Source organism: Dehalococcoides mccartyi CG5 (genome assembly GCF_000830885.1).
Taxonomy (GTDB): domain Bacteria; phylum Chloroflexota; class Dehalococcoidia; order Dehalococcoidales; family Dehalococcoidaceae; genus Dehalococcoides; species Dehalococcoides mccartyi_B.
Genome location: NZ_CP006951.1, coordinates 1,112,329 through 1,137,158, shown reverse-complemented (window position 1 = coordinate 1,137,158; position 24,830 = coordinate 1,112,329). Strand labels below are relative to the sequence as shown.

The following is a 24,830-nucleotide window of genomic DNA, read 5'->3' as shown; positions in this document are numbered from 1 at the left end:
TTAGAGGCGTTTTTTAAGGGCTTTAAAGCCGGCTGTCATTACCCTGTTATGATTCCAGATAAATACCGGCTTGCAGACAGAACCTATGGCATTCATCAGTTTGCCGGTGGTGGTTACTTCCCAGATATAGGTGCTGATGGTCTTGCCATTGTCAGGGGTAAGTGTCCATACTCCCTGCCCCATCAAGTCTCCCCTGCTTAGCATTACGATTTCATGGCAGGGTACTGCCTTGCTTACTTCCAGTTCAAAGTTAAGGTCTCCGGTCAGCCCCTTTACGGAAGCCTGTATAAGGCAACCCGGCTGCAGTTCCCGTTCTTTAGACAGTATTTCAAAACGTTTTACTCCCGGCCACCATTCCGGCATGCTGCGGGCATCTTTAATCAGCTCCCAGACTTTTTCAGGTGGGGCGTCAAAGTGCCAGACAGTTTTGAAAAAATATTTTATCAAAAAATTACTCGCATCCTTTGCCAGCTATTATAAACCTGCTGGCAATAAGAATAATATCTGTTGACAGAATATGCCGTCAGGACATAGCATTCTGGAGTAGAGGTTTACTAAAATATGAGTGATTTCTGGAATAATATTCTGCTGACCTTTGTGCCGCTGTTTATCGTGGTGGACGCAGTGGGTAATTTGCCGTTTGTAATATCCATTACCGACCAATCCACTGCCGAAGAACGTAAAAAGGTAGTTAATCTTGCGGTTATTACCGCCTCTTTACTGGGGCTGTTGTTTCTTTTCATGGGCAAGCTGGTACTGGACCTGATGGGCATATCCGTAGGGGCGTTTGCCATTGCCGGCGGTCTTATCCTGCTTCTTTTTGCCATACGCTATATGACCAGCGGGCATATGGTAGAGGTTATCAAAGAGGAAATGGTGGCGGTTGTACCCATCGGCACTCCCCTTACCATGGGGCCGGCCACTATCACTACCCTGATTTTGCTGGTAAACCAATTTCCCCTGTATATAGTACTAATTTCCTTTGCCCTGAATATGCTGGCAACATGGCTCATTTTTAAGTCCAGCGAATGGTTTGTTCACTACATGGGACGGGGTGGTCTCAAAGCTATGTCACGGATTTTCAGCCTGTTTCTGGCGGCTATTGCTATCAGTATGATTATCAAAGGTTTACGCCTTGAAGAGATACTTGGAGCGGTTGCCGGAGGGGGCTAAACTGAAATATAGCTAAAAAATGTTTGCTAAAGGCTTGACATTGCGTTCAGAGTGTTTTATCGTTTATACAAATCTAATAGGAGGTAGGCTATGCAGGGTTATTGTATGAAATGCCGCGCTAAGAAGGAAATGAAAAATACCAAGCAGATCACCATGAAGAACGGCCGTCCCGCCACTCAGGGTGTTTGCCCCGATTGCGCAACCAAGATGTTCAAAATCGGCAAAGCATAAGGTTTTTTGTCTGTTTGTTGAAATAGCCGGGGGTATGGATAACATCCCCGGCTTTTCCATTTGCGGCTATTTGCCTGCGGTATTTTAATTCGCCTGTCACACAGTTTTCGGCTAAAGTTTTTTGACCCCTTGACAAAACTTGTATCTTTGCCTACACTTGTCAAGCCATGACTAAAGAAGGTATGACTATTGCCCAAGCCGCTGATTTACTGGGTGTTTCCACCCGTACCATTCGGCGTTATATCAAGTCCGGCAAGATACAGGCAGAACTGGTTCCCGGCTCTTTTGGCGAGGAATACCGTATTTATGAAATTCCCTCTGACCTGAAGAAGGAAGACGAGGAAGACCTTTCTCTGCAGACTATCCAAACCCCTATCCAGTTTATGGATGTAGTCCGTGAACTTCATGAAAAAAATCTGGCTTTGGCTGCCCAGCTAGGAGCGGCTACTGAAAAGATTAAACAAATGGAGAGTCAGCTTAAACTGCTTAATGCACCGGGTGAGAATACCCCTGACAGCACACCTAAACAGGGCTGGTTTGAACGGCTCTGGCAGAAACTGGGCTGGACAGAAAAGTCCTGAGTTTCCAATGGTGGCAATATGTAAATTATCCGGGGTTTAAACCCGGATTTTTTTATGTGGTTTGAGAGCGGCCTTTAAGGGTGCGCATGTAATGGGTAAGCCCCACTACTACCGGCAGTCCGATGCTGTAAGCGATAACTCCGCCGGGCAGGCCGTAAATCATGACCGCCAGCCATAAAAGTCTGAACATAACCGCAGATGCGGCAATAACGCTGGAGGTAAATATCAGCACCAGCAGACCCAGCCTGCCCATAAAAAGCATCGGCTGGGTGGCAATTACCAGCACCTATGGCGGCTGCTTCCCCGCGTCCTCCACTGAAACTCAGCCAGACAGGCTAGTTATGTCCGATAATCACAGCCAACCTGCAAACCATGACCCAGCCGGTATCCAGACTAGCCGCCAGAGCCGGCATGATGGCCAAAGAACCCTTGGTAAGGTCAAAAGTGAAACTGGGTGCCCCGCCTCAGCCAAGGCAACGGCAGGCATTCTGGGCGCCCATGTTCCGGTCACCCTTCAGGCGGATATCTCCGGTTTGGCTCAGGTATACGGCCAGATAGGCTGCAGGAAAAGTTCCGAGCAGATAACTTAGAAGGATAAAAAGTAAAGGCATATGACAGCCTCAAAGTGGTGCCGGGGGTGGGGGTCGAACCCACAAGGATTGCTCCGGCGGATTTTAAGTCCGCTGCGTCTGCCGATTCCGCCACCCCGGCTAATTAGTAACGCCATTTTAGCGTCTTGCGGTGCTTCTTTCAAGGAAAAAAGCTATACTGGAATAATGAAATTAAAAAATATATTTGCAGCCCCGGGTTTTCTTAAACATGTACTGGCATTTGTTATCATGCTTGGGGGTGGGCTTGCGGGTGCGGTTATGCTGAGCAGGCTGGCAGTGTTTGTCATAGGCTCTGATTCAGCCGGTTTTGCGGCTTTGGGTGGGGCTATTCTGGGAATAGTACTGGGTTATCCGTTAGGTCTTTGCCTGTCTATGGTCTGGCTGCGTTATAAAACGGCTTACTCCGGTTCTGCCAGAATTGGCGGGTTGGGGGCTGTTTTGGGAGGGGTATTAACTCTGGGGCTGGCTGAAGTTACCCACCTTAACCAGAACTCGGACTGGCTGTTTATGTCATTTTTTATATCTGTTCCTTTGCTGGCTTTGCTGGGTTATCGCCTGAAATCAATTCGCCGCAGGGTTTAACGGCAAAAAGCTATAAATTTCCTCGGCTGTTTTCAAAAGCGGATTTTGGGGCAATAGCCTGTTCCTTCGGAAATATACGCCTGTGTCCGGTTTGAAATATAAACTAAGTGACACGGGTCTGTTTTGGCACGCCCTGCTGGACGCTACCCGATTTCAAATAGGCAGATAGATAGATTAGCAGAATATTTTGCTTGCGTTTATCCAGCTATATTATGCCGTCGGGAGGCACTCTCGGTGAAAGTTTTTTGGTGCAGGGAATGTTCGGTAAAGTTTGGATTTGTTGATATTTTGCCATGTTCAACCCCAGTTTAGATTAATAGATATCCCCTTAGGATATTAAACTGTGTTGAAACAAAATATAAGTGAAGGTAATGACGGTTAATGCAGGGTTGGTAAATAAAGATTTTCAAGGTAAGACAAAGTTCAAAAGAAAATTGATGAGTGACGAAGGAGTTTTGGAGGCGACGAGCGGATTCGAACCGCTGAATAGGGGTTTTGCAGACCCCTGCCTTGCCACTTGGCTACGTCGCCCAGCCAAAGACTAGATTTTACGCCAGCTAAATGATTTTGGAGCGGAAGACGAGATTCGAACTCGCGACCTCCTCCTTGGCAAGGAGGCATTCTACCGCTGAACTACTTCCGCCCCTATAACTTATTGGTGCCGAGAGGGAGATTTGAACTCCCACGAGCTCATCACTCACTAGCCCCTCAAGCTAGCGTGTCTGCCATTCCACCATCTCGGCCAGTATGGCAGGAGTGGAAGGATTCGAACCCTCGACCGGCGGTTTTGGAGACCGCTGCTCTACCGGACTGAGCTACACTCCTAAACTGTAAAAATCTAGAGAAGTATCTTACTACTAAATTGCCCCCAAAGTCAACTCCGCCTGGGGGCAATTTAGCTTTTATTCGGTATTACTTGTCAAAGAGTTATTAAATGGATTTTGCACTCTGACGGACGATGTTGATACCCACAAACATGGCTATCAGTCCCATAATACTTAAGGCGCAACCCCCGAAGATGCCGGCTGCCTTCATATAACCGCCTACCTGGGCAAGCAGCGGGCTGAAAAGGCTTTTCCATGTGCTTAGCAAAGGCGCGACCTGCGGGGAATACTCATCTGGGTTCACTCCCTGAAAGTATGAACCGATAAAATTACCCCAATCCGGTACGGATATAAATATCAGTACCGCTCCGGTAAGAATAAGGCAACTAAGAGCCATAATACCGATGCCGTGTTTGCGTTCCAGTTTCATTTTATTCTCCTATTCTTTTTGGCGAATTTCTATACCGCTAAGCTGGTTGGCTACCATCTGGGTTATGAATTCCGCCGGTTTGGCAAACCCTTCTCCAAAGGCTTCATTAGTCAGGTAAAGCATAACGGTTGCCGACATGAGGCTGCGGGCGGAAATATCAGTGGAGTGGGCTTTCAGCACTCCCCGTTCCACATATTGGTCGAGAAATATTTTAAAGGAAAGAGCCCCTTGGGCGAGCATACCGAACCATACCTGCCGCACCGTCGGGTTGCTGGTTCCCTCCCGTAAAAACACGCTTACCAGTTCTTTTTTGTTTTCAAGCAGGCGGTAAAATTCCAGACACAATTTAGTTAAGACAGTCTGTATGTTTTGGTTGCCGGGTTTGCCCAGTATGTTTTTTAGCATGGGCAGGAAGCTGTTTTCGGCTATTACCGCCTCCATAAGGGCTTTTTTGTTGGGAAAGTAATGGTAAAGCAGTTCCAGCGAAGTTCCGGCGGTTTCGGATATCTGGCTTATGGTTGCCCCCTGATAGCCTTGTTCGGCAAATATTTTAAGGGCAGCGTCCAGTATCTCACGGCGGCGTTTTTCAGCCTGCATTTTGCGGTTATCTGCTTTAATTGTTTCTGGCATGGTGTTCCTTTAAAATTCATTGAACATTCATTCAATATCTCTGATATTATAGTGTATAAAGATGCGCTGTCAATATGTTTTAAATAATAATGCGGATGGTGGAAAATAAAACAGGCCGGGCAGAATAGCTGTCCAGCCTGTGTCAATGCTTGTCCGGTTATGCTAGCAGATGCGGGGCAAGAGCTCGCCGCTTTGCATGTCCAGTATCCGAAGTGCCCCCAGCGGGGTGCGGATGCTGACCCGTGACGGGTTTTTGGCAGTGACCCGCCCGATAACGGCACTGTCTACTCCGTACGGATGGGCTTTCATAGCCGAAAGTACTTTTGGTGCGAATTCCTCAGGCAGGATAGCTATCAGCTTGCCTTCATTGGCTACATACAGCGGGTCAAGCCCCAGCGCATCGCAGGCACCGCCCACTGCCGGTTTGACAGGTATGGACTCTTCGTCAAGCTCTATACCTACCTGTGATTGGGCGGCTATTTCGTTAAGGGTGGTGGCCAGCCCGCCTCTGGTGGGGTCACGCATGACGTGTATTCGGGGGCAGGCTTTAAGCATATCGGCTATCAGCCCGTTTAAAGGAGCACAGTCACTTTCAACTGCTATTTTAAAGTTCAGTCCTTCACGCTGAGCCATAATGGCAATACCATGGTCGCCCATAGTGCCGGATACAATTACCGCATCACCCGGCTGGGCGTTGGAACCGGATATATCCAGCTCTTCGGGTATGAAGCCTACCCCGGCCGTATTTATAAATATCTTGTCGGCTTTGCCGATATTGACTACCTTGGTGTCTCCGGTCACTATTTCTACCCCGGCTTCTTTAGCGGCAGCGGCAATGGATTGTATGATTTCCTCCAGAACGGTTATGTCCAGCCCTTCCTCAATGATAAATGACAGGCTGAGGTATTTGGGGACAGCCCCCATGACAGACAGGTCGTTTACCGTACCGCAGACTGCCAGTTTGCCTATATTGCCGCCGGGAAAGAAAATGGGGCTTACCACGTAACTGTCGGTGGTAAAAGCCATATTGCCCCCGGTTTTAAAAACAGCCGCGTCGTCCAGCTTGTTTAAAAGCGGGTTTGACAGGGATTGGACAAGGTATTTGGAAATAAGGTCATGGGTCAGGCGTCCGCCCGAACCATGGGCCAGTAATATCTTAGTTTTATCCAAGTTTGCCTCCGTAATGGTAATAGGCGGCACAAGTGCCCTCAGAGGAGACCATGCACGGCCCGACCGGATTTTCCGGGGTGCAAACCTTTGAAAACAGCTTGCATTCCAGCGGTGTCCGGGTGCCCTTAATAATCTCGCCGCACAAACAGCCGGGTGTTTCGCGGCTGGGTTCGGAGAGTTTTATTTCAAAGTTTTTCTCAGCATCAAAAGCGGCAAATTCTGGTTTCAGGCAGAGACCGCTTTCGGGCAAAATACCTATGCCGCGCCAGTTGGCCGGGCAGATATCAAATACTTCGTCCATAATCTTCAGGGCGGCAAGGTTGCCTTCGGGTTTGACTGCCCGTGAATAGCTGACATCCAGACGGGGAGTTTTGTCCTCCACTTGGTCTACCAGTGACTTGACACAGTAGAGTATGTCCAGGCTTTCAAAACCGGAAACGGCACAGGCCAGATGGTAGTCTTTGGGGATAAACTCCCAGGCGTTACTGCCGGTAATGGAAGAAACATGTCCGGGGCAGATTATGCCCGAAAGACGGGTTTCACCCGCGTCCAGTATAGCCCGCATGACGGGAGGGGTTATTTTATGGAGCGACATTACATAATAATTATCAAGCCCTTGATTACGCGCCTGAATTACCGAAGCGGCAATGGTGGGGGCGGTGGTTTCAAAGCCTATACCCACAAAGATAACCTTTTTGGCAGGGTTTTGGCGGGCTATCTCCAGTGCGTCCATGGTAGAGTAAACAATACGTACGTCTGCCCCTTCCGCCCGCACTTCCAGCAGGCTTTGGCGGCTGGAGGGAACCCGCAAAAGATCACCGAATGAGCAGATGATGACCCCGGTCAGTCTGGACAGGGCTATGACTTTGTCCAGATCGGCAGTAGAGGTTACACAGACAGGACAGCCCGGTCCTGACAGCATTTCAATATGGGGCGGCAGCAGCTGGCGGATGCCGTAACGGAAAATGGCTACGGTATGCCCTCCGCAAAACTCCATAAAGCGGGCAGGCTTGGTGGAACGTTTATTTATGTATTCCAGCAGGGTACGCCCTGACTGGCTGTTTCGGAATTCCTCTATGAAATTCACAGGCTAAAGCATCTCCATCTGTTTGAATATTTCCAGAGTTTCCAGAGCGTCTTTTTCGTCTATTACCTGTATGGCATAGCCGGTGTGGAGCAGTACGTAATCACCCACTTTGGCTTCAGGGGTAAGCATGACGCTGGCTTTATAAGTGGTTCCGTTCAGATCCACTTCCGCCACGCTGTCTTCAAGGGATATTATTTTGGCAGGGACTGCAAGGCACATTATAATCCTCCTTGGTTGGCGGCTATTACCGCCTGACCCAGTGATATACAGCCGTCATTAGAGGGGATTTCCTTGTGGGTAAGCACTTTAAACCCCTCTGTTTCCAGCTGTTGTATCACCTGCCGGAAAAGCCGTCTGTTCTGGAAAACCCCGCCTGAAAGAGCTACTTTTGTAAGCCCGCTTTCGGCTGAAAGCTTGCGGCAGGTGTCCAGAACTATTTGGCTGACAGTATTGTGAAATTTTACCGATATATAAGCGGCTGTTTTGCCTGATTTGATGTTCGAAAGCACACCTTCCAGTATGCCTTTCAGCCGAATCAGGTAAATGCCCTTGTCTAAGTCTAACTCAAAGGGGTAGAACTGGGCAAATTCAGTATCTTTTGCCTCGGCTTCCAGCTCTATGGCCGGCTGTGAGTCATAGTTGGCCACCCGGCAGATTCCGCACAGGGCGGCAACCGCATCAAACAGCCTGCCGGTACTGGAAGTGAGCGGGGAATTCAGTTTTTTGTTGAGCTGGCTTTTTATAATATCCAGTTTTTCCGGGTCTATATCTTTAAAAAAGCCCAAGCCTTCTTCTCCCAGCAGGGTATAGACATATGACACCGCTGTGCGGTAAGGCTTTTTGATGGCGGCTTCGCCTCCGGGGAGCGGCAAATATTCTAGATGGGCTTGGCGGCTAAATCCCTGTTTTATACCTCCGCAGAAAAATTCCCCGCCCCAGATATTCCCGTCCAGACCATAACCCGTGCCGTCCAGAGCCACCCCTATAACCTCATCGTCACAGCCGTGTTCAGCCAGACAGGATGCAATATGGGCATGGTGGTGCTGGACTTTGACCAGAGGTATGTCAAGCCTGTCAGACCATTCTTCTGCCAGAGCGGTGGCGATGTAACCGGGGTGCAGGTCGGCGGCTATTATTTCAGGTTTTGAGCGGAACAGTTTCAAGTACACCGCCAGCGTTTCTTCAAAGCTGTCCAGTGTTTCCGGGTTTTGCATGTCCCCTATATGCTGGCTGACAAAGGCGTAACCGTCTTTCAGCAGGCAGAAAGTGTTCTTTTCCTGCGGCCCCATGGCCAGTACTTCCTTGCCCTTGAAATGGGTCTGGACAGGGTAAGGGGCGTAGCCTCTGGCCCGTCTGAGCACCCTCTTTTCGCCTGCTTCATACATGACCACGCTGTCATCATAACGGGAGTAGATGGGACGGTTGTGGAGCAGAAAATAATCCGCGATATTGCAGAGCCTTTTCAGGGCTTCGTCATTGTCTTTGGCAATGGGCTCTTCACTCAGATTGCCGCTGGTCATGACAAGGGGTTTGTTTATTTCCTTAAGAAGTAAATGGTGGAGAGGGGTGTAAGAGAGCATAATGCCTAGATAATTTTGACCGGGGGCAGTTTCAGGGCAAACGGGGCTTTCTTTGTTCCACCTGCAAAGGACTATGGGTGCGGCGGGTGAAACCATGAGGTTTTCTTCTTCTTTGGATATGGAACAGTATTTTCGGGCTTCTTCCAGATTTGCCAGCATAACCGCAAAGGGTTTTGAAGGGCGGTGCTTGCGGTTTCTAAGGGTGGCTACGGCCTGTGGATTGGTAGCGTCGGCGGCCAGCAGAAAGCCTCCCAGGCCCCGTATAGCTAAAATTTGACCGTCTTGAAGCAGTTTTGCGGCTTCTGCTATGGTATCGGTATTTGAAAGCTCTGTACCGGTTTTGTCGGCCAGCCAGAGGCGGGGGCCGCATATCGGACAGGCATTCGGCTGGGCATGAAAACGGCGGTTCAAAGGGTTGTCATATTCGGCCTGACAGTCAGGGCACATTTTAAAGTTCTTCATGGTGGTCAGGGGTCTGTCATAGGGTATATCTTCGATGATAGTAAAACGGGGTCCGCAGTTGGTACAGTTGGTAAAGGGGTAGCGGTAACGGCGGTTTCGGGGAGCAAAGATATCCTTTTGGCACTCGGTGCAGGTGGCTATATCCGGTGAGACCAGCTGAAAGCGGCCTGCAAGACTCTGGCTGGGTTTGATTTCAAACCCTTCTTCGCCTGTTAAAGGTATTTCAGTCTGTTTGAATGTTTTTATAACTGACTGAGGCGGATTAAGACTGGTCAATTCTTCTGAAAAGGCGTTCAGTGCCTGCCTTGCACCTTCTGCCTCAATCTCCACTCCGGCGGAGGTATTTCTGACCCAGCCGGCTAAGCGGTGTTTGGCGGCCAGCTGGTAAACAAACGGGCGGAAACCCACCCCTTGGACAACACCGCTAAGTGTGAAGGCAAACCGTTTGGTTTGTTTAGGTGCGGGCATTTATTGCCTCTGTAAAAGGTTGCTTTTCAGCCAGGCTATCCATTCGTCCAGCCCTTGTCCATTCCTTACTGAAAGCTCAATTATTTTGACGTCCGGGTTGAGACCCAGCACTGTTTTGCGGAAGGATTCCATATTGAAATCACTGAGGGGCAGGTAATCCATTTTGGTTATGACTATTACGTCTGTATCTCTGAACATAAAGGGGTATTTGGTTGGTTTATCATCACCCTCCGGCACGGATGCCAGAACTACCCTTTTGGCTTCACCCAGCTGGAAACCGGCCGGGCAGACCAAATTACCCACGTTTTCAATAAAAATGATATCCAGTTTGTCCAGTTCCAGCCCGTCTGCGGCGGTTGCAACCATGTTGGCGTCAAGGTGACAACCCCCATCTGTATTTATCTGGATAGCCTGCGAGCCGGTTGCGGCTATCTTTTCGGCATCTACGCTTGAGGCAATATCACCCTCTATCACACCCACCCGGGCATCATTCCCCAGCAGCTCGATAGTCTTTAAAAGCAGACTGGTTTTGCCGGCACCGGGCGAAGACATGACATTTATAACCAGTATGCCTTTGTCGGCAAACATATGCTTGTTTCGGGTGGCCAGCTGGTCATTCATATCGGTTATATTTTTAAGAACTTTGACTTTCATCATCTACCTCAATGCTTTCAATAAAAAATTCGTTGCCGGCTATCACTTCGGCATTCCAGCCCTGACACTCCGGGCAGACAAGTAAATTTTGGCCGGAAGGGAAGGTATGGCCGCACAGGCGACAACGGAACTTGGCAGGTATACGGCTGAATTCCAGAACTGCCCCATTGGCTATTGTATCCTGACTGAGTATCTCAAAACACATTTTTACACTGTCTTCCACCACGCCCGCATATTCGCCGATAACCAGATTTATCCGGCTGACGTTTCGGGCTTTGGCTTCCTCTGCCTTGGCTACAATGGTTTTAAGCAGTTCTTCGGTTATTGACAGTTCGTGCATTTTTCCGCCTTGTTTAATTATAAAGCAGACATGGTTAGGTGTCTAATCCACCGGTTCCATTTGACACCCTTTGAGACCATGTTTATTATTCAAAAAGAAGCGAGGTGTTTATTTGTATGAATTAAGTGTTTTGCCAAGCGGCCTTCGGGTGATAAGCCACCACATGCCTGCCAGCCGTTCGGTTACCATTTGCATATATATAGGGGTGGGTTCACGTTATGAAAAAGACTGTGAAGCCGGCGCCAGCCATTTTATAGAGCACATGGTATTTAGAGGGAGTGCCAAGTACCCCAATTCCCAGCTTATTTCCAGCGCCATAGAGGGGGTGGGTGGTATTTTGAATGCGGCTACCGACCGTGAGTCCACCCTTTACTACGCCAAAGTGGGCAGTGACAAATTTGCTCTGGCACTGGATGTGCTTTCGGATATGCTGGTAACCCCTGTGTTTGATCCTGAAGACCTTGAGAAAGAACGCAAGGTTGTCTACGAAGAGATAAGCATGAGCATGGACAACCCTTCCCACCGGGTAGGTCTGTTGATTGATGAAATACTCTGGCCGAATCACCCTTTGGGCAGGGATATAGCCGGCAGCCGCCAGAGTGTGGCAGGTCTGGACAGGCAGAGACTACTTAGTTTCATGCATTGCCATTATAACCCGGCCAATGTAGTGGTGGCAGTAGCCGGAGATATAAAGCACTCACCCGCGGTTTCGGCTATCAGTCAGGCCTTCAGCGGTTTGGGCGGTCAGAATATAGTTCAGACTTTTGAACCTTATCATTCCGGCAACCCCTGTCCGGTAGGGGTAGACAAAAGGGATGCAGAGCAGATTAACCTGATGCTGGCAATGCCGGGTATGAACCGGCTGGATAACCGCCGTTATGCTTTCAGTATACTAAATACCATACTGGGTGACGGCATGAGTAGCCGTCTCTTTGCCCATGTCAGGGATAATCTGGGTTTGGCTTATTCTGTCCAGTCCGGTACGGAGTTCCTGCATGATACAGGGGCTTTTTCCATATTTGCCGCTGTAGACCCCGCAAATCTGACGGCCTGCATAGAGGCTATACTTTCGGAGATGGAAGCCGCCAAGACAACTATAACCGCAGAAGAGTTGACAAAGGCTAAGGAAATGTCCAAGGGGCGGATTCAGCTGGCTATGGAAGACAGCCGCTATATGGCCAAATGGATAGGCTCTCAGGAATTGTTATGCCGAAGGGTAAACACCCATGAAGATGTTATCCGCCTGATAGACGGGGTGACCCTGACAAGCGTAATGGAACTGGCAGGGGAGTATTTCAGGAAACCTGAGATGCGGCTGGCTCTGGTGGGGCAGATTGATAAAGAAAAGGTGAGCTGTTTACTGAAAGACTAGACAACGTATCTATTTATAAATATAGTTTTGAGTAAAGAAAAGGGCGAGACCGAAGTCTCGCCCTTTTCTGTTTAACCCGTTTGGGTCTTAGTACATACCTGCGGCTTCAGGGCCGGGGGCGGCAGGGGCTTTTTCCTGGATGTCAGCTACCAGTGAGTCGGTGATGAGAACCATGTTGGCAATAGAAGCGGCGTTCTCAAGGGCGGAGCGGACAACCATGGTGGGGTCAATGATACCCATTTCAGCCATATCGCCGAAGACATCATTCTCAGCGTTGTAACCATGGCCGACGGGTGAGTTCTTGACCTTGTCAACAATGACGTTGCCGTCTTTGCCGGCGTTGGTGGCAATCCAGCGGACGGGTTCAATAAGAGCCTTGCGGACGATATTGACACCGGTGGCTTCGTCGCCTTCCAGTTTCAGGGCATCAAGGCAGGGCAGGGCATTCAAGAGGCCGGTGCCGCCGCCGGGCAGGATGCCTTCTTCAATGGCGGCACGGGTGGCAGCCAGAGCATCTTCAACGCGGGCTTTGCGTTCTTTCATTTCGGTTTCGGTAGCAGCGCCTACGGCGATAACGGCTACGCCGCCGACCAGAGCAGCCTGGCGTTCCTGCAGTTTTTCGCGGTCAAAGGCAGATTCGGTTTCTTCAATCTGGGCCTTAATCTGCTTGATGCGATCCTTGATAGCTTCGGCAGAGCCTTCGCCGTCAATGATGGTGGTCTTGTCTTTATTGGAAACAATCCTGCGGGCATGACCAAGGTCAGCTTCGGTTACGGAATCCAGCTTGCGGCCGGCTTCCTTGCTGATTACATGACCACCGGTCAGGATAGCCATATCTTCCAGCATGGCCTTCTGGCGGTCGCCATAGCCGGGGGCTTTGACAGCCAAGATGTTTAAGTTGCCGCGCAGCTTGTTGACTACCAGAGTAGCCAGAGCTTCAGCTTCAACGTTTTCAGCTACGATGACCAGATTCTTTGAAATCTGCAGGATTTTTTCCAGAGCGGGCAGAAGCTCGGCAACGGTTTCAATCTTGCGGTCAGTCATAAGAATGGTGGCATCTTCCATGACGGATTCCATGCGGCCGGGGTCAGTTACGAAGTAGGCACTGATATAACCGCGGTCAAACTGCATACCTTCTACATAGCTGGTTTCATAACGCAGGCCACGGGATTCTTCAATAGTGATAACGCCGTCTTTGCCGACTTTGTCCATAACGTCAGCAATCAGGTTACCGATTTCAGGGTCTTTACCGGTAATGGTAGCAACCTGAACAATCTGCTGTTTGCCCTTGACGGGGGTGGAATTCTTGCGGAGCTGGGCCTTTAGGGCGGCAACAGCCTTTTCAATACCGCGTTTCAGGTTGATGGGTTCGGCACCGGCGGCAATATTCTTGAAGGCTTCGTTGATAATGGCCTGAGCCAGTACGATAGAGGTGGTGGTACCGTCACCGGCGGCATCGCTGGTGCGGGTAGCGGCCTCTTTGACCAGCTGGGCGCCCATATTCTCGAAAGCATCGGGCAGTTCAATATCACGGGCAATGGTTACACCGTCATCTATAACAGTGGGTGCGCCCCATTTCCGCTCAAGGGCTACGGGATGACCTTTAGGGCCAAGGGTTACTCTTACTGTATTTGCCAGAGTGTCAACACCCTTTTTAAGGGAGACCCTGACTTTTTCGCCAAATATAATCTGCTTAGCCATTATACCTCCTAATATTCGTTAAAAAATTTAGCCTACGATTTTAGCCATGATCTGGCTCTCGGGCATGATGATATATTCCACGCCGCCAGATTTAAGTTCAACACCACCGAATTTGGGGAAAAGAACCTTCTCTCCAACTTTGATGCTCATGGTTTCGCGCTTGCCATCTTTATCCAGACGGCCGGGGCCCACGGCTACAATCAAGCCTTCCTGGGATTTTTCCTGAGCGGCGTCAGGTATGATGATACCGCCTTTGCTCATATCCTGTTTTTCCTGGGGCTGGATGAGTACCATGTTGTGCAGGGGTTCGAATCTAATTGCCATTATTCCTCCTTTTAATATTTAACTATATTTATGCGGCAATTTTTTAGCAGTCTCAGTACGAGACTGCTAACAGCAATATAATACAGTACTGAAAGGTTACCTGCAACTGTATACAGAGATAATTACAGGTATTTAGGGTAAAATAAGAAGAAATATAGCTGCAAAAATAAATATAGCTATATCAACCAAGGGTATAAACTCTCTATATGGTCTTGGGATAGTCAGATAGCAGGGTTTAACAGAGACTGAAAAGTACCTCCCGGCTTAAAAATATACGATAGTATATTAAAGTACTAAGCATAAATGCGCAGTCAATTTACGTAATAAGTACGATAGTAAGATCTTTGATACTGGTCTACAATGGTTACAGTTAATGAAGATCTGGATGGTCTTTGAAAACTGTACAGGCCGCCTCAAATACTGTACAGGTTGTAAAAGGGAGCTCGGAAACGGGTTCCTTTTTTATTTGCCAAAAAAAGATTGTCAATCACTTCAGGAAGTAACTGACAGTGCCGGCAATACATCCATATCCAGCCCGTCTTGCTTGCCGGATATAAAGCGGAAATAGCCGCAGGAGGCTATTACGGCGGCATTGTCGGTGCAAAGCCCCATCGGCGGTATGGAAACCGGCAGGGAGGATTTTTCACTTAGCTGTTTACGCAACAGATTATTGGCAGCTACTCCGCCTGCCAGAAGTATCTGCTTCACATTATATTCCTGGGCGCAGTTTATGGTTTTGGTTACCAGCACGTCTACCACTGCTTTTTGAAAGCTGGCGGCGGCATCATTTACCGAACAAACTTCACCGCTTTCCACCAGCCTGAGAAGGGCTGTTTTTAGCCCGCTGAAACTGAAGTCATGACTGCCTGGTATCCATGAACGGGGCAAATCAAGTACAGCCTGGCCATCCTGGGAGGCTCTGTCTATGGCTGGTCCGCCCGGATAGCTTAATCCCAGTATTCTGGCGGCTTTGTCAAAGGCTTCTCCGGCGGCATCATCACGGGTGCGTCCCAGCAGTTGGTACTGCCCGTGTCCGCTCATCAGCACCAAGTCCGTATGCCCGCCTGAAACAGTCAGACACAGGCAGGGGAACTCCGGTATTTTGCCGAAAAGCCAGTTTGCGTAGATATGGCCGTGCAGGTGGTTTACCGCTACCAGAGGTATACGGCGGGCAGCGGCTATGGCCTTGGCGGCATTTACCCCCACTATCAGAGAGCCTGCCAGCCCGGGTCCATTGGTTATGGCTATGGCGGAAATCTCATCAAGACCAGTGCGGGCTTCCTCCAGTGCGTCTTTAATAACCGGCAATATGGAAAGCAGGTGCTGGCGGGAAGCCACTTCGGGGACTACTCCGCCGTAACGGGAGTGGATATCTATCTGTGAAGATATCCGGTTGGAGAGAATATTTACCCCATCTTCCACCACGGAGGCCGCAGTTTCGTCACAGGAGCTTTCAATACCCAGTATTTTCATATAAACAGGATTATATCATAGACAATGTCAAGGGCTAAACCCTTTGACACCCATATAGGTCAATGTTATTATAAATATCCAGGCTTTGTAGCCTAGGTTAGTGAGGTTTTCTTCAAAATGAGTACCGAGACATGGTACCTTATACTCTTCGTTCTGTGTGTTGTTTTTTCCGCCTTTTTTGCCAGCTCTGAAACTGCTTTTATCTCACTGCAGCGTTTCCGCCTGCAAAACATGGTTCAAAGCAAGGTAAAAGGAGCTGACAAAGTCTCCAAATTAATGGAAAGGCCTGAAAAATTTCTTTCTACCGTATTGCTGGGCAACAATTTTGTAAATACGGCCGCTTCCGCTCTGGGTACTGTTCTGGCGGTTTCGGTATGGGGCAATGAAACAGGCGTTCTTATTGCCACTGCCGGGGTTACTATAATATTGCTGGTTTTCGGCGAAACTACACCCAAAACTTTGGCTACCCAGCATTCTGAAAAAATAGCCCTTTCGGTAGCCCCTGTTGTAGAAATAATTTCTAAAATATTTGCACCTGTGGTGGCTTTGCTCGGCTGGATATCCTCTGGTTTTACCAAGTTGTTCGGCGGCCCTTCGCTCAAGAGTTCTCTGGTGGCCGAAGACGATATCCGGGCCATGATAACCGTAGGCCATAAAGAGGGCACGGTTGAAGAAGATAAGGCCGAGCTTCTGCATAAAGTATTTGAGTTTTCTGACCGGCCGGTACGGGAAGTGATAGTTCCCAGACCGGAAGTGGAGAGCGTGGAAAAAGGCTCGACCCTGAAAGATTTTCTGGATTTATATGCCGAGTCTCCCATGTCACGTTTCCCTGTATACGAAGAAAATATGGATAATGTACTGGGCATATTATCCATTAAAGATGTGCTGATGGCACTGGCCAAGGGTACTCATACCCCGCAGGATTCGGTTGACGATTTGATGCGGCCGGCCTATTTTGCCCCTGAAACCAAGCCAATCGGCAAGCTTTTTAATGAGATGCGGGAAAAGAACTTCCGCATGTGTGTAGTTATAGATGAATACGGCGGCACAGCTGGTATTGTAAGTCTTTCCCGCCTGATGGAAGAGATAGTCGGACCGGTAGGTGATGAGCTGGCGGATGCTGAAAAAGATTACGAGTCTATTAATGAGTACACCTTTCAGGTAGACGGTAGTATGCGGATAGAAGAAGCTAATGTTGAAATGGATTTGGACTTACCCGAAGGTGATTATGAGACTATTGCCGGATTGATACTGGATCGTTTGGGATATATACCCAAGCAGGGTCAGCAAATAAAACTGCAGAATCTCAAAGTGGTGATTACCCGTATGAAGGGTATGAAGATTGATGAAGTCCTGATAACAAAGGAAAAACGTGCAGCGTCTAAGAATTAAATACCAAAGGGGAGAAAACCTGAAGTTTATTTCTCACCTTGACATAATACGCCTGTGGCAAAGGACCTTTTACCGGGCCGGAGTAGAACCCGCCTATTCAGAAGGGTTTAACCCTCACCCGCGCATGGCTTTGGCATCACCCTTGCCGGTGGGGTATACCAGCCGGGCTGAATTTATGGATTTGTATACTTCTGGCGCTCTCAGTCCCCATTATTTTGAAGATTTGATAAACCGCCAGCTGCCGGAGGGCATCAAGATACTCCAAAGCTGTGTTGTACCCCTTGAACAGGATTCACTTCAGGCACTGGTGCGTCAGGCCGAGTACGTTGTAACGGTGCGGACTTCAATGTCCCTTTCGGAGTGCCGGCAGGTGGTAGATGACTTTATGGCCAAAGACAGCCTTGTCTGGCAGTTGCAGCGTCAGGACAAGGTTAAAGAATATGATTTGCGTGCTCAGGTAGCTGAACTGGAAGTGCTGGCTCTGGCTGATGATATGCTCTGCCTGCGGATGCTTCTCCAGTGCGACAGCAAAGGGGCAGGCCGCCCTGAACAGATAACCAAAGCTTTGGGTATTTCCGAATTTCCCCTGTCAGTGGAGCGTATACGGCTTGTTCTGGAGGCCTGATGCCTGAAGGTGAACTGGCTCTTCCCCCCGAAGATACTTTGAACTCTCCCCTTGGGCTGGATACGGAACGCCAGCAAAAAGCCAGAGACTACAGCCGGCTTCAACGCCGGTTTGCTTATATTCAAACGGGTATTATTGCCATAGCGGCATCATTTTTAATCTTTAGCGGTCTGTCTTCCGAGCTTACCAGCCATCTGGGGTTGCCCCCGGTTTGGTCAGCCGGTATCTATTTTTTGTTGCTTGCGTTTGTTTATGAAATATTCAGCCTGCCGTTTGGTTATTACACCGGGTATGTTCTGGGCAAACGCTATGGGGTTTTGAGCCAGACCCGGCAGACATTTTTTGCGGATGCTGCCAAGTCTTTTTTAATTACGCTGGTGATGGGTGTGCTTCTGGTAGCGGCGGTTTATGCCGTTATGGGTGCCTGGCCGGATATCTGGTGGTTGCTGGTCTGGCTGGGATTTCTGGCGGTAAGCATGGGCATGACTTTTATTGCCCCTATCTGGCTGATACCTCTGTTCTACCCCATGAAACCCCTTGACGATGGGGAACTGAAAACCAGCCTTACAGAGCTTTGCCGGCGTATAGGCGTATTTGTCAGGGGGATATATATTATAGAGCTGAGTGCCCGCGGAACGGCCGCCAACGCCGCCCTGATGGGTTTGGGGCGTACCCGGCGGATAGTTTTGAGCGATACCATGGTAGACCGTTACTCCATACCTGAGATAGAGGTTATCATGTACCACGAGATTGCCCACCAGCAGCATAATGATATGTTGCGTCTTTTTTCCCTTCAGGCAGCGGTTTTATTCGGAGTCCTAGCGGTGGTGGGGGCTATTTTCAGCTATCTAAGCAATGCTATGGAATATAGCGGGCTTTCTGACCCGGCCGGATTGCCTTTACTGGGGGGTATATTGGCGGTTTTGTTAATAGGTATTTCACCAGTGCTCAGCCTTTTTACCCGTAAATTAGAAAAGCAGGCAGATGAATTTGCCCTGAATATCAGTCAAAACCCGTCTGCCTTTCGGACGGCTATGACCCGTCTGGTTAACCAGAATCTGGCTGAAGCCGAACCCTCAAACTGGCTGGAGCGGCTGACGCAAGATCATCCCAGCTATACCCAAAGAATCCATCTGGCGGACGAATTTGAAAAACGCCGGAGTGTGGACAGAGGCTAGACATGACCAGAATATACTTGATTCGGCATGGAGAAACGGACTGGAATAATAAGCGCCGTTTGCAGGGCGGGTTGAGTGATACCCCCCTTAATGAAAACGGCCTTCGCCAGACCCGTAGTCTGGCACTTCGGCTCAAAGATGAAAAACTGTCTGCCATATATGCCAGCCCTCTTAGCCGGGCAAAAGTAACCGCCGAAGTGATTGCACTTGAGCACGGTCTTGCCATCAATACCGCACCTGACCTCAGGGAGATAGAGGCAGGCGAGTTTGAAGGTGTTGACATGGGCAGTACCAATATGAAGGTTACAGAGCTGTTTACCGAACCCCATCCTGAGGGCGGCTTGCCCCGCATTCCCGGCGGCGAATCCCTTACCGATGTTCAGACCCGCGCATGGCGGGTTATCACCAAAATAGCCGCAGACCATCCTGACCAGAATGTGGCCGTGGTCTGTCATTATTTCGTGATACTCTCCATTATTTGCAAGGTGCTTGATTTGCCTTTGGAAAAAATGGGCAATTTCAGGCTTCACATCGGCAGTCTAAGTCTGATAGAGTTTAAGGGCAACCAAGCTTATCTGGCACTTTTTAATGAAAATGGCTTTCACCAGGACAGCCGTTGTATTTGAAAATATCTTGTTGAATAAGTTTTAAAAGGCGGTAATATACCCTTGGACAATACCGAGATTTTAACAGAACGGGTAAGTAAATATATAAAAAAACAGGGACTGGTTTCAGCCGGCGACGAAATATTGCTGGCAGTTTCCGGCGGACCTGACTCCGTTTGTATGCTTTACATAATGCATAAACTAAGCAGGGAAATGGGTTTCAGTTTGCGGCTGGCACATCTGAATCACGGTCTGCGGGCAGAAGAATCTGACCGTGATGCCGCCTATGTAACCGAACTGGCAAGTGCTTTGGGATTACCCCTTTGCCAGCAGAAAGTCAGTGTCAAGGCTTATCAGGCTGAACACCACCTGTCACTGGAAGAAGCCGCCCGCGAAATGCGTTACGCTTTTCTCTGCCGAACCGCGGCCGAATTCGGTTCAGCAGCAGTAGCGGTAGGACATACCCTGGACGACAATATTGAAACCGTTATGCTCCACCTTGTTAGGGGTAGCGGAACCCGCGGACTTCAAGGACTCAGGCCGGTTTTAAACCGAACCATAGCCGGTGCAGGCTGTCTAAGGGTAATCCGCCCTTTACTGTGTCTTGGCCGGGCAGAAACTCAAGTGTACTGCCGCGAAGCTGGGCTTTTGCCCAGACAGGATATTACGAACCTGAGCACAGAACCTCTGCGAAACCGAATACGCCTTGAGGTATTGCCTCTGTTAAAGACAATTAACCCCGCCTTTGAGGAAACTATACTCCGTACTGCTTTTATTGCGGGTGAGGAAATGGCTCTGCTGGATGAGGTTACATCCCAGATGAAAGCCGAATTGGTAATCCGCCAAGACGATGTGCTTATGATTGAAAAAATAGAGATGCAGCGGCTTCATCCGGCACTTAAGCGAAACCTTTTACGCCAGATGATGGAAGAACTGCTGGGCGGGTTGAAGGATATAGAAGCCCGTCACATAGAGAACATTGTCCAGACCATGGATAAGCCTGCCGGGCGGCGGATAGACCTGCCATATAAGCTGGTTTTTCAGGTAGATTATGAACATTATTTGCTGGGCTGGGGGATTGACGAACTCTGTCCATACCCGCCTTGTCAGGGGGAATACAGGCTGGGAGTGGGGACGGAAACTTTTCTGGACGGCTGGGTAGTAAAAACTGAAATACTGCCTTCGCCGATAGGTCTGGATTTAAGTGAAAGCAGTCTGGTAGCCTATCTGGATATGGATAAAGCCGGGACTGACCTGATAGTTCGTACCCGCGCCGAGGGTGACCAGTTTCAGCCGCTGGGTATGGAAGACGCCAAGAGCCTGAAGGAATTTATGATAGACAATAAGATTCCCCGAAACTGGCGGGCCAGAGTACCCCTGCTTATATCCAGCAAGGAAATACTCTGGCTGGTGGGTTACCGTATTGGCGAATCCGCCAAGGTAGATGAAAATACCCGCCGGGTGCTTCGGGTGGAATTCAGGCTGTTGGGTTAAAGCGGTTTGTAGGCCTTGAGCCTTAAACTGCTGATTAAACCGTCTAGTTCGTTGGTTTCGGCATCTTGGTGGCTGTGGCAGGATTCATCTGAACAGCTGCAACTACAGCCGCAACCCTCGTCACCACAGCTGTCTGAGCCGTAGGTTTCTTTGGATAGTAATGTTATGTCAACAAAACCGGCATCATTGATAATATCCAGATAATCATACATCTGTTCTGCTCCGGCAATGCAACTCACATAGGCGGCGGCAGATTTGCGGACTTCGTCTGGCAGGTCTCCTTCCAGCACAATATCCGAAATGACTATCCGACCTCCCGGCTTGAGTACCCGCATGGCTTCCTTGAAGACTGCAGGCTTGTCCGGTGACAGATTTATAACGCAGTTGGAGATAATAAGGTCTATACTGTTTGCCTCAAGCGGCAGGTTTTCAATCTCCCCCTGAATGAATTCCACATTGGTATAACCACCCTGAAAAGCGTTGCGTTTGGCTATAGACAACATTTGGGGTGTCATGTCTACACCTATTACTTTGCCTTTTTCACCCACCCGCGGGCTGGCCAGAAAACAGTCAAAACCGCCGCCTGACCCCAAATCCAGTACAGTTTCACCTTCTTTTATTTCGGCTAGCGCCAGAGGGTTACCGCAGCCCAATCCCAGGTTGGCACCTTCGGGGACGGAGTTTATTTCTTCAGGGCTGTAGCCTGCCTGAAGGCTGGATTCTGCCGCCATATTAGAGCTGCTGCTGCAGCAACTGCAACCGCTGGCGGGTGAAGCCGCTCTTTCGGCTATCTGTCCGTATTCATCACGCACCAGTTTCTTGATGTCTGTCATGGGTTAATCTCCTCCTGCAACTGTCATGTTTTTTAAAATGGGGCTGACTATTTCTTTGGCCAGTTCCGAAAACTCGTCTGCTTTTATGAGTAGCAGGCAACAGGGTTTTCCACCTGAATGCTGGGTAATGGCCGCCAGTTTGTCTCCCGGCTGGATATCCAGTTTGGTGCGGATTTCCTTTGGGAGTACCAGCTGACCACGGGCGTCTATGCTTAAGATGGCATCTATCCCGCAACAGCACTTTTCTTCCATATTTGCCTCACTAGTAAATCAGTAAAATCAGAATATACTGAATAATACTCCAATTGGTTTTTTCTGTCAAATAATATAACGGGGGCCACTGCTTTTTAGAGTTTTATTTAGACGTATCAAACTGGCAAACAAAAGAAAAAGCGGCTGGTTAAGGCCGCTTTATAATCTAGAGTTTAAATATAGCTAACGCACTTTTTTAAGGCGGGGGTTCTGGGCGAGACCTGGTATGCGCCCCCGTTTGGCTACCGGTTTGCCTTCAATTTCGTGCAGGTCTGCGGTGAAGTCAATGGGGCGGGCACCGCTTATATAACTGCCTGTTCCGTAGCCGTCTACCGGGGCATTATTTTCCGCAAAGTAGCGTATGCGTTCCGGGGTAAGGCCGCCGGAAACAAATATCTTGACATGCCTGTGTCCGGCCATATCCAGATTGGCACGCACTTCTTTAACTAAATCTGCCGTAACCCGCCCTCTCTCAAGGGGGGTGTCCAGCCTGACGCTGTCCAGCCTTTGTCCCATGGCTTCGGCTACCCGCAGGCTTTCCTCAACCTCGTCTTTAAAGGTGTCTACCAGAGCTACTCTGGGTATCTGGGACGGCATGTATTTGTCAAAGGCCAGAGTGGCCTTTAAAGTATCACCCATAACCAGTATCAGGGCGTGGGGAATAGTACCAGAAGGGTTGATGCCCGAAAGGCGCGCCCCTTCAATGGACGAACAGCCTTCGCACCCGCCCACCATGGCGGCATAATCCATGCGGCCGGCTACCAGCGGGTGAATATGCCGGGCACCAAAACTGGTAACAGGTATATCCCCTGCCGCCTCCGCACATTCGCGGGCGGCGGTTGCCCAGCCAGTACCCGAAGCCAGCATGCCTAAATAAACAGTCTCGTAAAGGCCGAAGCTTAGGTAAGGAGCTTTGATACGCATCACGACTTCCTTGGCTGAAATCTGGTCACCGTCTTCCAGTGCCCATATTTCTCCCTCACCTGCCGGCAATATCGCCTGAAGAAGCTCTACAGCCTCGCTCAGACCGCACAGAATGCCGGGCCGGGTGGCGAATACTTCCATTACCGCTACAGGGTTCCGGTTTTCTTTAGCCAGTATTTCCACTGTCCGGGCAAAATAGATATCTGTGGTATCCCCTGCCAGCAGGTTTCCGGGTATATTAAACTTCGGTTTAAAAGTCATAACTCCTCCGGTTCATTCTAATGGCGGAAGTGACGGGTGCCGGTAAAGACCATAGCTATGTTGTGCTTGTTGGCGGCATCAATAGACTCCTGGTCACGGATAGAACCGCCTGGCTGGATAATGGCGGTCACTCCGGCAGCGGCAGCCTGTTCAACGCTGTCAGGGAAGGGGAACATGGCGTCAGAGGCCATGACACTACCCTTTGAAGCCTCACCGGCTTTGCTCTTGGCAATGTCTACACTGACTACCCTGTTGGGTTGTCCGGCTCCCATACCCAGCAGAACATTGTTCTTAGCCAGCACAATGGCGTTGGATTTGATATGCTTGACTGCCCGCCATGCAAATTTCAAATCTGACATTTCCTCAGGGGTGGGTTCGCGCTTGGTTACCACCTTGGTCTGGACGGCATTTTCCGCCAGTTCATCAGCGGCTTGTACCAGCAGCCCTCCCTTTACCCTGCGGTAATCCAGTGAACGGGTTTCGGCCTCATTATGTTTGGGAAGCTCGGCTATAAGTATGCGTAAATCCTTGCGGGTTTTAAGGAATTCCAGCGCCTCCGGCTCGTATTCGGGGGCAATAATAATTTCATAAAAGGTGCCTTTCATGGCTTCGGCCATGGACAGAGTCACCTTGCGGTTTGAGGCTACGATGCCCCCGTAAGCTGAAACAGGGTCTCCGGAAAAAGCTCTCTTGTAGGCTTCGGCTACGTCTTCGCGGCTGCACAGACCACAGGTATTGGTATGCTTGACTATGGCTACTGTGGCGGCCGAAAAATCAGTGGCGGCTCCCCATGCGGCGTCGGCATCCAGGATATTGTTAAAGGAAAGCTGTTTGCCCCAGGCCTGTTGTGCCCAGGTAATGCCGGTGTTCTGCCCGTGCCCTACCCTGTTTTCAGCATAGAAAACTGCCGGCTGATGGGGATTTTCACCGTAACGCAGGTCATAGCGCTTGGAAAGGGCTATGGTCATATTCTCGGGGAAGCCCTCTTCTCCCTGCCAGAGATATTGGGAGATAGCAGTATCGTACATAGCTACATGCTGAAAGGCCTTCTGGGCAAGCTTCTTGCGTTCATCTAGGCTCAAAGTGCCGGTCTTGAGGTGTTCCAGAACACGGGGGTAATCCTGGGGGTCTACCACCACTGTCACACTGGGGAAGTTTTTGGCAGAAGCACGTATCATGGTCGGGCCGCCAATATCAATATTCTCCAGTGCATCGGTCAGGCTGACATCCGGACGCGACACAGTCTTGACAAAGGGATAGAGATTGACTACCACCATGTCAATGGGTTGGATATTGTATTTTTCCAGTTCGGCCATATGTTCGGGCAGGTCACGCCGGGCTAGTATGCCACCGTGTACCTTGGGGTGCAGGGTTTTAACCCGTCCGTCCAGTATTTCGGGTGAATCGGTCATGTCTGAAATACTGTGAACAGTTACATTTGCCTGCTGGAGTGATTTCTTGGTTCCGCCGGTGCTGTATATATCAAAACCCAGTTCTGACAAGCCCCTGGCGAATTCGATAAGACCGGTTTTATCTGAGACGCTTAGGATAGCCCTCATGACAATCCCTCCTT

28 protein-coding genes and 5 tRNA genes are annotated in these 24,830 nt (G+C 49.6%); 10 read left to right on the top strand and 23 right to left on the bottom strand.

Annotated features, from left to right (window positions below):
• Positions 1–447, bottom strand: coding sequence for an SRPBCC family protein (locus X794_RS06050; RefSeq protein WP_012034181.1), 447 nt, complete (start codon positions 445–447; stop codon positions 1–3).
• Between the two features lie 114 nt (positions 448–561).
• Between X794_RS06050 and X794_RS06045 the strand changes: the two genes are divergently transcribed.
• From X794_RS06045 to X794_RS06035, 3 genes are all read left to right on the top strand, one after another.
• On the top strand, positions 562–1,173 hold the full coding sequence (locus X794_RS06045; protein WP_041344580.1) for a MarC family protein: 612 nt from the start codon (positions 562–564) through the stop codon (positions 1,171–1,173).
• A gap of 90 nt (positions 1,174–1,263) precedes the next feature.
• Positions 1,264–1,404: a DUF5679 domain-containing protein gene (locus X794_RS07390; protein WP_012034180.1), complete on the top strand. Its 141-nt coding sequence runs from the start codon at positions 1,264–1,266 to the stop codon at positions 1,402–1,404.
• 167 nt (positions 1,405–1,571) lie between these two features.
• Positions 1,572–1,985: a helix-turn-helix domain-containing protein gene (locus X794_RS06035; RefSeq protein WP_011309800.1), complete on the top strand. Its 414-nt coding sequence runs from the start codon at positions 1,572–1,574 to the stop codon at positions 1,983–1,985.
• 52 nt (positions 1,986–2,037) lie between these two features.
• Here X794_RS06035 and X794_RS07455 read toward each other — a convergent pair whose 3' ends face one another.
• The 3 genes from X794_RS07455 to X794_RS06020 all read right to left on the bottom strand — a co-directional run bounded on the left by X794_RS07455 (position 2,038) and on the right by X794_RS06020 (position 2,696).
• Entirely contained in the window at positions 2,038–2,271 is a 234-nt protein-coding gene (locus X794_RS07455; protein WP_011309799.1) for a hypothetical protein, read from the bottom strand.
• Positions 2,272–2,449: 178 nt separating this feature from the next.
• Entirely contained in the window at positions 2,450–2,596 is a 147-nt protein-coding gene (locus X794_RS07450; protein WP_226988229.1) for a glycerol-3-phosphate acyltransferase, read from the bottom strand.
• Positions 2,597–2,611: 15 nt separating this feature from the next.
• Positions 2,612–2,696: transfer RNA gene (locus X794_RS06020), tRNA-Leu, on the bottom strand.
• Positions 2,697–2,761: 65 nt separating this feature from the next.
• Here X794_RS06020 and X794_RS06015 point away from each other — a divergent pair.
• The gene (locus X794_RS06015; protein ID WP_015407243.1) at positions 2,762–3,178 is read left to right on the top strand and encodes a hypothetical protein; all 417 of its coding nucleotides are present in this window, start codon (positions 2,762–2,764) and stop codon (positions 3,176–3,178) included.
• Between the two features lie 456 nt (positions 3,179–3,634).
• Here the strand turns inward: X794_RS06015 and X794_RS06010 are convergent.
• The 12 genes from X794_RS06010 to hypA all read right to left on the bottom strand — a co-directional run bounded on the left by X794_RS06010 (position 3,635) and on the right by hypA (position 10,823).
• Positions 3,635–3,709, bottom strand: a tRNA-Cys gene (locus tag X794_RS06010).
• Between the two features lie 37 nt (positions 3,710–3,746).
• A tRNA-Gly gene (locus X794_RS06005) sits at positions 3,747–3,821 on the bottom strand.
• Between the two features lie 13 nt (positions 3,822–3,834).
• Positions 3,835–3,921 (bottom strand) — tRNA-Leu (locus tag X794_RS06000).
• A gap of 5 nt (positions 3,922–3,926) precedes the next feature.
• A tRNA-Trp gene (locus X794_RS05995) sits at positions 3,927–4,003 on the bottom strand.
• Positions 4,004–4,108: 105 nt separating this feature from the next.
• Entirely contained in the window at positions 4,109–4,432 is a 324-nt protein-coding gene (locus tag X794_RS05990) for a hypothetical protein (RefSeq protein WP_011309796.1), read from the bottom strand.
• 9 nt (positions 4,433–4,441) lie between these two features.
• A complete protein-coding gene (locus X794_RS05985; RefSeq protein ID WP_041344579.1) occupies positions 4,442–5,062 on the bottom strand; it encodes a TetR/AcrR family transcriptional regulator in 621 nt (206 codons plus the stop codon).
• Between the two features lie 162 nt (positions 5,063–5,224).
• Positions 5,225–6,232, bottom strand: a complete 1,008-nt coding sequence (hypE, locus tag X794_RS05980; protein ID WP_041344578.1) for a hydrogenase expression/formation protein HypE — start codon at positions 6,230–6,232, stop codon at positions 5,225–5,227.
• Positions 6,225–7,319 carry a hydrogenase formation protein HypD gene (gene hypD, locus X794_RS05975; protein ID WP_011309793.1) on the bottom strand — a complete coding sequence of 365 codons (1,095 nt, stop codon included), beginning with the start codon at positions 7,317–7,319 and terminating at the stop codon, positions 6,225–6,227. Before hypD ends, hypE begins: the two co-directional genes overlap by 8 nt.
• A gap of 3 nt (positions 7,320–7,322) precedes the next feature.
• Complete coding sequence (locus tag X794_RS05970; protein ID WP_011309792.1) at positions 7,323–7,538, bottom strand: HypC/HybG/HupF family hydrogenase formation chaperone; 216 nt, start codon at positions 7,536–7,538, stop codon at positions 7,323–7,325.
• Entirely contained in the window at positions 7,538–9,829 is a 2,292-nt protein-coding gene (gene hypF / locus X794_RS05965; protein ID WP_034376248.1) for a carbamoyltransferase HypF, read from the bottom strand. Before hypF ends, X794_RS05970 begins: the two co-directional genes overlap by 1 nt.
• On the bottom strand, positions 9,830–10,483 hold the full coding sequence (gene hypB, locus X794_RS05960; RefSeq protein ID WP_011309790.1) for a hydrogenase nickel incorporation protein HypB: 654 nt from the start codon (positions 10,481–10,483) through the stop codon (positions 9,830–9,832).
• Positions 10,464–10,823: a hydrogenase maturation nickel metallochaperone HypA gene (hypA, locus tag X794_RS05955; RefSeq protein ID WP_011309789.1), complete on the bottom strand. Its 360-nt coding sequence runs from the start codon at positions 10,821–10,823 to the stop codon at positions 10,464–10,466. The genes hypB and hypA overlap by 20 nt, the downstream gene beginning before the upstream one ends.
• Positions 10,824–10,935: 112 nt before the next feature.
• Between hypA and X794_RS05950 the strand changes: the two genes are divergently transcribed.
• On the top strand, positions 10,936–12,195 hold the full coding sequence (locus tag X794_RS05950) for a M16 family metallopeptidase (protein ID WP_041344577.1): 1,260 nt from the start codon (positions 10,936–10,938) through the stop codon (positions 12,193–12,195).
• A gap of 87 nt (positions 12,196–12,282) precedes the next feature.
• On the opposite strand, the gene groL is transcribed toward X794_RS05950, so the two are convergent.
• The 3 genes from groL to tsaD form a co-directional block, all read right to left on the bottom strand.
• The gene (gene groL / locus X794_RS05945) at positions 12,283–13,896 is read right to left on the bottom strand and encodes a chaperonin GroEL (RefSeq protein WP_011309787.1); all 1,614 of its coding nucleotides are present in this window, start codon (positions 13,894–13,896) and stop codon (positions 12,283–12,285) included.
• A 27-nt stretch (positions 13,897–13,923) separates the two neighbouring features.
• Positions 13,924–14,220: a co-chaperone GroES gene (locus tag X794_RS05940; protein ID WP_011309786.1), complete on the bottom strand. Its 297-nt coding sequence runs from the start codon at positions 14,218–14,220 to the stop codon at positions 13,924–13,926.
• 492 nt (positions 14,221–14,712) lie between these two features.
• Positions 14,713–15,693, bottom strand: coding sequence for a tRNA (adenosine(37)-N6)-threonylcarbamoyltransferase complex transferase subunit TsaD (gene tsaD, locus X794_RS05935; RefSeq protein ID WP_011309785.1), 981 nt, complete (start codon positions 15,691–15,693; stop codon positions 14,713–14,715).
• 117 nt (positions 15,694–15,810) lie between these two features.
• Between tsaD and X794_RS05930 the strand changes: the two genes are divergently transcribed.
• The 5 genes from X794_RS05930 to tilS are packed head-to-tail and all read left to right on the top strand — an operon-like array spanning position 15,811 to position 20,987.
• A complete protein-coding gene (locus tag X794_RS05930) occupies positions 15,811–17,085 on the top strand; it encodes an HlyC/CorC family transporter (RefSeq protein ID WP_034376252.1) in 1,275 nt (424 codons plus the stop codon).
• A complete protein-coding gene (locus tag X794_RS05925) occupies positions 17,066–17,710 on the top strand; it encodes a TIGR03936 family radical SAM-associated protein (protein WP_012034168.1) in 645 nt (214 codons plus the stop codon). Before X794_RS05930 ends, X794_RS05925 begins: the two co-directional genes overlap by 20 nt.
• A complete protein-coding gene (locus X794_RS05920) occupies positions 17,710–18,888 on the top strand; it encodes a M48 family metallopeptidase (RefSeq protein WP_034376253.1) in 1,179 nt (392 codons plus the stop codon). Before X794_RS05925 ends, X794_RS05920 begins: the two co-directional genes overlap by 1 nt.
• Before the next feature lie 2 nt (positions 18,889–18,890).
• The gene (locus X794_RS05915) at positions 18,891–19,514 is read left to right on the top strand and encodes a histidine phosphatase family protein (RefSeq protein WP_011309781.1); all 624 of its coding nucleotides are present in this window, start codon (positions 18,891–18,893) and stop codon (positions 19,512–19,514) included.
• Between the two features lie 42 nt (positions 19,515–19,556).
• Entirely contained in the window at positions 19,557–20,987 is a 1,431-nt protein-coding gene (tilS, locus tag X794_RS05910; RefSeq protein WP_012034165.1) for a tRNA lysidine(34) synthetase TilS, read from the top strand.
• Here the strand turns inward: tilS and X794_RS05905 are convergent.
• The 4 genes from X794_RS05905 to purH all read right to left on the bottom strand — a co-directional run bounded on the left by X794_RS05905 (position 20,984) and on the right by purH (position 24,822).
• Positions 20,984–21,820 carry an arsenite methyltransferase gene (locus tag X794_RS05905; protein ID WP_011309779.1) on the bottom strand — a complete coding sequence of 279 codons (837 nt, stop codon included), beginning with the start codon at positions 21,818–21,820 and terminating at the stop codon, positions 20,984–20,986. The genes tilS and X794_RS05905 overlap by 4 nt on opposite strands.
• Before the next feature lie 3 nt (positions 21,821–21,823).
• Complete coding sequence (gene hgcC / locus X794_RS05900) at positions 21,824–22,072, bottom strand: HgcAB-associated protein HgcC (RefSeq protein WP_011309778.1); 249 nt, start codon at positions 22,070–22,072, stop codon at positions 21,824–21,826.
• Positions 22,073–22,255: 183 nt separating this feature from the next.
• Complete coding sequence (locus tag X794_RS05895; RefSeq protein WP_011309777.1) at positions 22,256–23,257, bottom strand: nicotinate phosphoribosyltransferase; 1,002 nt, start codon at positions 23,255–23,257, stop codon at positions 22,256–22,258.
• A 17-nt stretch (positions 23,258–23,274) separates the two neighbouring features.
• Positions 23,275–24,822, bottom strand: coding sequence for a bifunctional phosphoribosylaminoimidazolecarboxamide formyltransferase/IMP cyclohydrolase (purH, locus tag X794_RS05890; RefSeq protein WP_173023623.1), 1,548 nt, complete (start codon positions 24,820–24,822; stop codon positions 23,275–23,277).
• Between the last annotated feature and the right edge of the window lie 8 nt (positions 24,823–24,830).

Bases quoted from the DNA above. Each gene is read 5' to 3' on its own strand.
- X794_RS06045 (WP_041344580.1), top strand. From the start codon at position 562: ATGAGTGATTTCTGGAATAATATTCTGCTGACCTTTGTGCCGCTGTTT.
- X794_RS07390 (WP_012034180.1), top strand. From the start codon at position 1,264: ATGCAGGGTTATTGTATGAAATGCCGCGCTAAGAAGGAAATGAAAAAT.
- X794_RS06035 (WP_011309800.1), top strand. From the start codon at position 1,572: ATGACTAAAGAAGGTATGACTATTGCCCAAGCCGCTGATTTACTGGGT.
- X794_RS07450 (WP_226988229.1), bottom strand. From the start codon at position 2,596: ATGCCTTTACTTTTTATCCTTCTAAGTTATCTGCTCGGAACTTTTCCT.
- X794_RS06015 (WP_015407243.1), top strand. From the start codon at position 2,762: ATGAAATTAAAAAATATATTTGCAGCCCCGGGTTTTCTTAAACATGTA.
- X794_RS05990 (WP_011309796.1), bottom strand. From the start codon at position 4,432: ATGAAACTGGAACGCAAACACGGCATCGGTATTATGGCTCTTAGTTGC.
- X794_RS05985 (WP_041344579.1), bottom strand. From the start codon at position 5,062: ATGCCAGAAACAATTAAAGCAGATAACCGCAAAATGCAGGCTGAAAAA.
- X794_RS05970 (WP_011309792.1), bottom strand. From the start codon at position 7,538: ATGTGCCTTGCAGTCCCTGCCAAAATAATATCCCTTGAAGACAGCGTG.
- hypF (WP_034376248.1), bottom strand. From the start codon at position 9,829: ATGCCCGCACCTAAACAAACCAAACGGTTTGCCTTCACACTTAGCGGT.
- hypB (WP_011309790.1), bottom strand. From the start codon at position 10,483: ATGAAAGTCAAAGTTCTTAAAAATATAACCGATATGAATGACCAGCTG.
- hypA (WP_011309789.1), bottom strand. From the start codon at position 10,823: ATGCACGAACTGTCAATAACCGAAGAACTGCTTAAAACCATTGTAGCC.
- groL (WP_011309787.1), bottom strand. From the start codon at position 13,896: ATGGCTAAGCAGATTATATTTGGCGAAAAAGTCAGGGTCTCCCTTAAA.
- X794_RS05940 (WP_011309786.1), bottom strand. From the start codon at position 14,220: ATGGCAATTAGATTCGAACCCCTGCACAACATGGTACTCATCCAGCCC.
- tsaD (WP_011309785.1), bottom strand. From the start codon at position 15,693: ATGAAAATACTGGGTATTGAAAGCTCCTGTGACGAAACTGCGGCCTCC.
- X794_RS05930 (WP_034376252.1), top strand. From the start codon at position 15,811: ATGAGTACCGAGACATGGTACCTTATACTCTTCGTTCTGTGTGTTGTT.
- X794_RS05920 (WP_034376253.1), top strand. From the start codon at position 17,710: ATGCCTGAAGGTGAACTGGCTCTTCCCCCCGAAGATACTTTGAACTCT.
- X794_RS05915 (WP_011309781.1), top strand. From the start codon at position 18,891: ATGACCAGAATATACTTGATTCGGCATGGAGAAACGGACTGGAATAAT.
- X794_RS05905 (WP_011309779.1), bottom strand. From the start codon at position 21,820: ATGACAGACATCAAGAAACTGGTGCGTGATGAATACGGACAGATAGCC.
- hgcC (WP_011309778.1), bottom strand. From the start codon at position 22,072: ATGGAAGAAAAGTGCTGTTGCGGGATAGATGCCATCTTAAGCATAGAC.
- X794_RS05895 (WP_011309777.1), bottom strand. From the start codon at position 23,257: ATGACTTTTAAACCGAAGTTTAATATACCCGGAAACCTGCTGGCAGGG.